This window comes from Schlesneria sp., from assembly GCF_036405755.1.
Lineage (GTDB): Bacteria > Planctomycetota > Planctomycetia > Planctomycetales > Planctomycetaceae > Schlesneria > Schlesneria sphaerica.
Genome location: NZ_DASWWZ010000496.1, coordinates 1 through 8,018, shown reverse-complemented (window position 1 = coordinate 8,018; position 8,018 = coordinate 1). Strand labels below are relative to the sequence as shown.

Sequence of the window (8,018 nt, the reverse complement as noted above, 5' to 3'; positions counted from 1 at the left end):
GGAATCATCCGGTCGAGGCCGTCACTTGGCCAGACTGGTCACCACCAGATTATCGCGATGAATGACCTCTGCGTAAGGCACGGAAGTCTCTCTGGCGATTTCGTCCGTCCTTTTTCCCGCAATCGCACGAGCCGCAAGGTTATCATAGTTCGTCAGGCCTCGGGCGAATTCGGCCCCTGACTGATCGACGAGTGATACCACTTCGCCTTTGGCAAAGTCACCTTCCACCCGCACGACACCGATTGCCAGCAGTGACCTGCCTAACTCTTCAACAGCCCGACGGGCTCCCGCGTCCAGCACCAGCCGCCCCTTGGGAGGTAACGTATAGCCAATCCAGCGTTTCCAGGCTGAAACTCCGTCTCCCTCGCCGAGAAACAAAGTTCCGATGTCTGCCCCCGCAAGGAGTTCATTCAGCACATTGGTACGCTTCCCATCAGCGATCATCACGTTCGTACCCACCGCCGTCGCCGTACGAACCGCTTCCAGCTTCGTTCCCATTCCGCCTGTCCCCCGCGAGCTTTTGGAGGATCCCACGAGACTCAGCAGTTGTTCGTCAAAGCGTTCCACCAACGGAATCCGCTGGCTGTTGGGATTCGTCGGGTCACCGGTCAGCAGACCATCCACGACCGAGAGAATGATCAACAGATCAGCCTGGATCAGTCCCGCAACCATGGCCGCCAGTCGATCATTATCTCCCAGCTTGATCTCCGACGTACTGATCGTGTCGTTCTCATTGATGATCGGAATGACCGAGTATTCGCCCAGCGTCCGCAACGTATTCCGAACATTAAGGTAGCGCGTCCGATTCTTGAAATCATTCGCCGTGAGCAGTAACTGCGCGGCATGGTACCCGTAGGGACGAAAGGCCTTGTCATAAATGTGGATGAGATGCGCCTGCCCCGTTGCGGCGGCCGCCTGGAGGTGAGACAGGTCCCTGGGCCGCTCTTTCAGTCCCAACAGTCCCATCCCTGCGCCAATGGCTCCGCTTGAGACCATCACCAGATTGACGCCCGACTCGCAAATGCGATGAAGTTGCTCGGCCAGTGAGGCGATCCGGTCGGAATCCAGCCGATCGTCGTCGGTCGAAAGGACGTTGGTCCCCACTTTGACAACCAGGGTTTTGACGTTCTTCAGGACCTCACGTCGACGATCGAGTGTCATCACGACAGATACTTTCGGGAATTCGGAGCGAAAACGAATCAGACTTGGGGCTGGCGAAGGCTTCCAGCACCTGAAATCGGCTGGCAATTCTAGCAGCCACAAGAAAAATTACCCTAATCGTTTATCCAGACCGCAAAATCATTTGATTCGTCAGTGAAATTCACCGAGTCTCGACACCCTGACAGGGCCGCAAGAGGCTGAATCGCGAAGCCGTTCCAGACGAAGCTTGGGCAACTGCAGTTCGTGTCACGATCCCACAGGCGTGGCAGGTGTGGCTTCCCCTCGGCAACGACCTCGCTCAAGAGTCAGGGCGAGCTACTCTGCGGGCCAAGCCGGAGCAGATAAGCAAGAAGGCGACCGTCACGGGTGGTCTTGGCGACGATTTCTCCCGCAGAGCCAGACGTCCCGCGGAACGACTGGTCGGCCAGTCGGCGATAGACGAGCAAATAGTCGGGCCTGGGCTGATCGGGCGAGAATTCGACGAACTTAATCCCGTGACTTCGTAGTACAGGAGACTGGATGCGGTAATCATCGGCCTGGAACTGATGCAGCGTCGGTGTAATGCCAACGGTGGAATTGGCCGGAACCGCCGCCACCAGTTCCTGAAGCAATTCGCGGGTCACTCCTTCGCCCCAATAGTCGATCTCGAAGAGGGGTGCATCATCCTGCTGAAACCGGGAAAGCATCCGCTCCACACTATTGTAATAGCACAGGTGACACGGGGAAAAAGTGACCAGCGGATAGGCTGCACAGACCAGGAGCAGCAGGCAACCCGCCTTGGCGACCACGGGCGACTTGGTGCGGTCCGCCAGCCAGTGATCCAGCGACAGCCAACCACGTCCGACGAAGATGGCCCACAGGGGGAAACTGGTCAGAAACAATCGTTCCCCGTCGTAAACAGCCACCCCGGGAAGGGAAAACACCAGCAACGGGAATACCAGACAGCCGAGCAGTAGGATGTCGCGGTAAAACTCAGGCGTCAGCGAAGCGGATGGTGCCTGGACGACTCCACGACCTCCTGCTAGCGGAGTTTTATTGTCAGAATCTTTTGACACGGAACGCGTTTGCAGAGTCCTGCTGAACAGACCAACCCCCCCCACGAAATGCAGGATGAGGGGTACAGTCATCAGGAACATCAAACTGGGGTAGTGCCAGGGAACGCTCTTATCGGCGTAGCGCTGACCGAAATACCAGACGTAAAGCGTCATGCGATCGGTCGTTCGCCCGAGGTACTCTTTCAAATGGGCGAAAGGGTCGATCCACAGATAGGGCCAACTCGCGATAAACACGACGAACGCGGCCAGTCCCCAGACCACCAGTACAGGCAGCCCACGCCGTCCCCACCGCCACAACGTCCAGCAGATGACGGGGATGGGAATCATAATGGCCTGAATTTTCGTCAGGAACGCCAGTCCCAGCAGAACTCCAGCGAACACGGCCCACTTCCAGCTCGGGCGAGCGGCTCCGTTCCAACCCGCTGCCACCCCCAGGACCGCAGCCGAACAGGTGAGATTGGTCACGGTCTCGAGCGACGCCAGGTGAGCATGTCCAAAAAGACGGGGCATCAGGACAACAGAGAGCGCCGTCATGACTCCCACCCCCTTACCAGACCACTTTGTCGCAACGGTTCCAAGCAGGAGTACCAGCAGCGCGAGCGCAGTTGCTGAACCCGTTCGAGCGCAAGCAGTAACGGCAATTCCGGCGGGATCCCGTGGGGGAGACAGCCACCATGTCAGATGATGGTGAAGTCCCAGCCAGAAACGTCCCAAGGGGGGATGGTCGGGGTTGTAGCCGTTTTGAGGACGATACGCTTCCTGCGATGTTCCCGGAACGAGGTTCAACCACCCTAAAGCCCGCGTCTGCTCGATCAGATAGATCCCTTGTTCAACGTTGAAAATCTCATCCACGGTGAGCCCGGGACCTTGCGGTCGCCCTGGATAACTGCCCGCGGGGTCGACACAGAGCGCAACACAAACCCAGGTGCAGAAAGCCATTGCGAGCAATGACCACGGGAACTTGTTCCACCGCGGGGCTCGCAGAGGCTTCTCTGGTCCGGTCTTCTGCTGCATCCTGACGGCCTTCCCGAGCGGACCATAAAAACAAACTAAACGTAACTGCCTCCACAATCGAAGGATGCAGTTTCCCAAATGCAAATTCTACCCAAACTACCTCTGCTGGAGGTTGAGTCTTCTCGGCGCAGAGATTAAGGATTCTTTTCGGCACATTCCAAGCTTCTTCGGCAAATTCGGTTGACGAAGCGGGATGTCGACTGCTATGTATTAAGAATGACCGATGCGTTTATGTGCTGCGGGATATCTTCCGAGTCAATAAAAAGATTCAGCGGATCCCAAGTCATGCTGACGACACCGTGCCAACTGCCCCACAGCCTCCGACGCGAGGACCCCGCCTATGCTCCCGCCCCGCATGAACTCACCCCTGAGTTGTCTGATTGTTTTGCTTTTCTGCGGTATCGCTCAGGCGACCGAAGCGCTGGCACCTCGAATTGATGCACTGATTCAGGCCGAATTGACGGGCTCAACTGCGCCATTGGCGTCGGATGCGGAGTTCCTAAGACGTGTGACACTCGACTTGCATGGAGTCATCCCCACCTCAGAGCAGGCCCGGGCCTTTCTCGCAGACCAGGGGCCGGACAAACGAGCAGCCCTGATCCAACGTTTGCTGGACAGCCCTCGATTCGCCATCCACATGGCGAATGTCTTCGACGTAATGTTGATGGAACGTCGGCCAGACAAGTACGTCAATACCCCGGAATGGCAGAAGTACCTGCAGAACGCGTTTCTCAACAATGTTCCCTTCAACGAACTGGCTCGCGAGATCATCGCCTCCGACGGTACGGATCCGAACAAGCGGCCTGCGGCCAAGTTCTTCCTAGACCGGGACGCTGAACCCAACATCATGGCTCGCGACATTGGCCGGCTCTTCTTCGGAATGGACCTGCAATGTGCCCAGTGCCATGACCATCCGATCGTCGACCACTACCTGCAAACAGACTACTACGGACTCTTCGCTTTCGTTAACCGCACCGTCGTCTTCACCGATGAAGCAGCGAAGGTGACCTATCTCGGCGAAAAGGCCGACGGCGAAGCGACTTACAAATCCGTCTTCACTCAGGACGAGGGAAGCATTCGTCCCCAGCTACCCGGTGATGACCAGATTGACGAACCTCGACTCCGACAGGGCGAAGATTATGTCTCGTACCTGCTGCCGGGAGTCCGGCCAGCTCCGAAATACAGCCGCCGAGCCAAGTTGGCGGAACTCGCCGCCAGCGGTGCAAACCGGCAATTCAACATCAATATCGCCAATCGACTCTGGGCTCACATGATGGGCCGAGGTCTGGTGCATCCGGTCGACCTGCATCATCCACTCAATCCCCCCTCGAACCCCGCCGTACTCGACCTGATTACCAACGAGTTCGTGGCGAATAAATTCGACGTTCGCTGGTTGTTGCGGGAAATCGCGCTCTCGCAGGCGTACCAGCGCTCCATCGATCCACCAACAGAGGACCCGACTCAGCTCGCCTCTGTCGTGGCTCAGCTCCCTTCACTCAAGGCCAATTGGGAATCACTGAAGGCCCGGGCGAGCGAATCACAAAAAGCCGCGGACACCGCACAAGAAGCGTTTCGTACCGCCAGAACGTCTTTAGCCGCCTCCGAAACAGCCTGGAGAACGGCGGAAACGGCTGTCACGGCGGCGAAAAAACCCGTTGATGACGCCTTGATCGCTCTGACAAAGTCTCAGGCCAATGCGACGGCAAAACAGGCGGCGGTGAATGCCCTGAATGAAGCTGTTGCCAAGTCGGCAGAAGCCGCCAAGCTCTTGCCAAACGATAAGGAAATCGCCGCCGCGTCAGCCACATTCGTCGCAAAACAGGGGCAGTTGGCAGGCGAGCTGGAAGCTGCACAGAAAGCGGTGACTGATCAGACCGCCGCACTGGAACCCCTCAAGGCGAAACTCCAGGAAGCATACGTTCCTGCTGACGCAGCCTATGCGGCCTATCTGGAAGCGCGTAAGCCGGTCGATGCAGCGAAAGCGGCATTCATCGTCGCTTGGAACCAGCACAAAGCAGACGCGACCGCAGCAGCGTATGCCCAAAAGCGACTCGAAGCTCTGCAGTCTCACGAAAGCCTCCAGCAGAGTCTCACCACGATTGCAGCCTCCTCGTCAGTCATTGACTCAAAGAAGGCAGAACTCGTGGCCGCCATCAGCGCGGCGGAAGTCCAGCAGCAGGAAGTCACAAATCGGACCAATGCCGTCAACGTCGCTCAGAAAAATCTTGCCGACGCCACGAAAGCACTTGAAGACATAAAAGCACAGGCGGCGGAAAAACAGGCCGTCGTTCAGGCCGTCGCCGAGGCCCTCACCAAAACCGAAACCGCAGTCCAGAAACTGCCGGGTGACGGTGATCTGGCGCTACTGGCTCAAAAGCTGAAAGACCGCCATGTATCCATTTCGAATGAATTGGACCAGCTCACGAACAGCGTTTCCGGACAGTCGTCGACGCGGCAGGAACTGGAAGCGACCATGGCCCAGGCCACTCGGAACTTCGATAGTGCAGTACAGGAAATGACCGCTCGTCAACAGGGGGTCGCCGAGAAAACCGCTGGCGTCGAACAGGCAATCGCAGCGGTGAAAGACGCGCAAGTGTCGGTCACCTCTGGTCGCGAAAAACTGGTTGATCTCTGGACTGTTGCGGGAGCGGTTCGACCACTCAAGCAGCTTTCACCCGAACAACTGGCCTGGGCTCTGTTGTACGCCACGGGCGTCCTGGAGCCTCACTGGCCTGCTGCAGATGCGGAAATCGAAAAGACCATCCCGAAGGCCTCCGCCGCAGCAGATCCAGCGATCGCTAAGCAGCGCCAGGCTCGGGTTGAACAGCAACTCAATGAGAGCATGCGAGGAAACGTCACTCCTTTTGTGAATCTGTACGGTGCCTCTGCGGGACAACCCCAGGATGACTTCTTCGCCACTCCCGATCAGGCTCTGTTCATCGCGAACGGAGGAACCGTCATTGCCTGGGCGACGAGTGGCACATTGGCACAGAAGCTCGCGGCCCTGACGGACCCCAAAGCATTCACTGATGAACTCTACCTATCCGTTCTGACCCGCAATCCGACCGAAGTAGAAGTCAATGAAACAGCGACGTATCTCGCTTCGCGGCCAACGGAACGGCCACAGGCGATCCGGGAATTGATCTGGTCGCTGTTAACGTCTGCAGAATTCCGTTTTAACCACTAATAGTCCATCCCAGTAATAGTCCACCCCAGAACGACACCTGCCCCCAAGTCCTTCCCCGACTGGTCCCGCGCTGCCAGCAGCACGACATCGAAATGGAGAATCGAAACATGCACTGTAACTACGCTTGTGGAAAGCGGGACCATTTGATGGCTCGTCGTCAGTTCCTCGGAGCCGTCGCTTCGGGAAGTATGGCGGCAGGGGGGGTGATGCTGGGTGGTTTGTCGACCTTCACGAGGCCCGCGACCGCAGCAGACCTGGCCCGGCAGCAGAAACGGGTCATCGTCTTTAACATGCATGGTGGATTGAGCCAGCTGGAGAGCTGGGATCCGAAGCCCGGCGCCCCGACCGGAGGCCCATTTCGCGCCATCCCCACCTCCGTTCCAGGAACGCATATCTGCGAACTCTTGCCCGAAACGGCCAAACAGATGCATCATCTGGCCATTATCCGGGGTGTCGATACCGCAGAAGACGATCACGGAAAAGGGGCGTATATGATGCTGACGGGCCGCCGTCAGACGCCTGCCAACGATTTTCCCCGCATCGGCGCGGTGACCGCCAAGGCACTGGCCCCGGAATCCAGCGGGCTTCCAGGCCACATCCAGATCACTGCCGGTGGGGGTGGTCGAACGAACGATTCCGCTTACCTGGGCCCCAAGTACGCGGGCGTCATCCTGGGTGGTGGACAACCGCCGCTGAATTCGAGTCGGCCTGATTCCGTTGATGCTGCGGCCGACGAACAGCGAAATACTCTGCGCCGTGCTGCCAACGAACGCTTCCTTCAGCGACGCCGGACGGCTCTCACCGATGCGTATACCTACAGCTACGAGCAGGCCCAGCAGCTCATGGCCCAGCGAGACATCTTCGACGCAACGAAGGAATCAGAAGCAGACCAGGCCCGCTACGGGAAGCATGATTTCGGCCGCCACTGCCTCCTCGCCCGGCGCCTGCTGGAAAACGGTATCACCTTCGTTCAAGTGAGTCATTCGAACTACGATACTCACAACGAAAACTTCATTTTCCATATCGAGCAGCTCGGAGAATTCGATAAACCGTTCGCAACGTTCGTCGCCGACCTGGCCGATCGCGGAATGCTCGAAAGCACCCTGATCGTCGTCCTGTCAGAGTTCGGTCGCACGCCTCATATCAACCATCTGTCTGGCCGCGACCACTGGAGTAAAGCCTGGTCCGTCCTGATGGGGGGCAGTCGCGTGACCCCGGGTGCCGTCATCGGGAAGACGAACGACAATGGAACCGAAGTGATCGACGGTAAGGTGGACCATGCGAACCTGTTCCACACGTACCTGCAAGCCGTCGGCGTCGACACCTCCAAATCGTTCGATATCGACGGACGACCGGTGCCGATTGCCGACCCCGCATCCCACGGAATTCCCGGGCTGCTGGCCTGAGGTCAAACTCTGAGTCTCTGCCGCTGCTGGCCGGGACCGAGTCACTGCCGGGCAACCCGTTTCACCGCATCAAGCGAAAACCCTTCGCAGACGACATTCGTCTGCGAAGGGTTGTTTCATTCAGCAATCCGTTCAGATTCTGATCAGCCCCCGATAGGCCATGTCAGAACTGGTTTTCGAGTTGCGTTGACCTCT

General features: G+C 58.0%; 4 protein-coding genes. 2 read left to right on the top strand and 2 right to left on the bottom strand.

Annotated features, from left to right (window positions below; genetic code table 11):
* Positions 1–21 precede the first annotated feature (21 nt).
* Complete coding sequence (gene proB / locus VGE80_RS16640) at positions 22–1,161, bottom strand: glutamate 5-kinase (protein WP_440593445.1); 1,140 nt, start codon at positions 1,159–1,161, stop codon at positions 22–24.
* Between the two features lie 305 nt (positions 1,162–1,466).
* Positions 1,467–3,230, bottom strand: coding sequence for an ArnT family glycosyltransferase (locus VGE80_RS16635; RefSeq protein ID WP_397569404.1), 1,764 nt, complete (start codon positions 3,228–3,230; stop codon positions 1,467–1,469).
* 340 nt (positions 3,231–3,570) lie between these two features.
* On the opposite strand from VGE80_RS16635, the gene VGE80_RS16630 reads away from it, so the two are divergent.
* Together VGE80_RS16630 and VGE80_RS16625 are read left to right on the top strand one after the other, a co-directional pair.
* Positions 3,571–6,417, top strand: a complete 2,847-nt coding sequence (locus tag VGE80_RS16630; protein WP_440593444.1) for a DUF1549 domain-containing protein — start codon at positions 3,571–3,573, stop codon at positions 6,415–6,417.
* Between the two features lie 107 nt (positions 6,418–6,524).
* The gene (locus VGE80_RS16625; RefSeq protein WP_373652886.1) at positions 6,525–7,823 is read left to right on the top strand and encodes a DUF1501 domain-containing protein; all 1,299 of its coding nucleotides are present in this window, start codon (positions 6,525–6,527) and stop codon (positions 7,821–7,823) included.
* Positions 7,824–8,018: the final 195 nt, after the last annotated feature.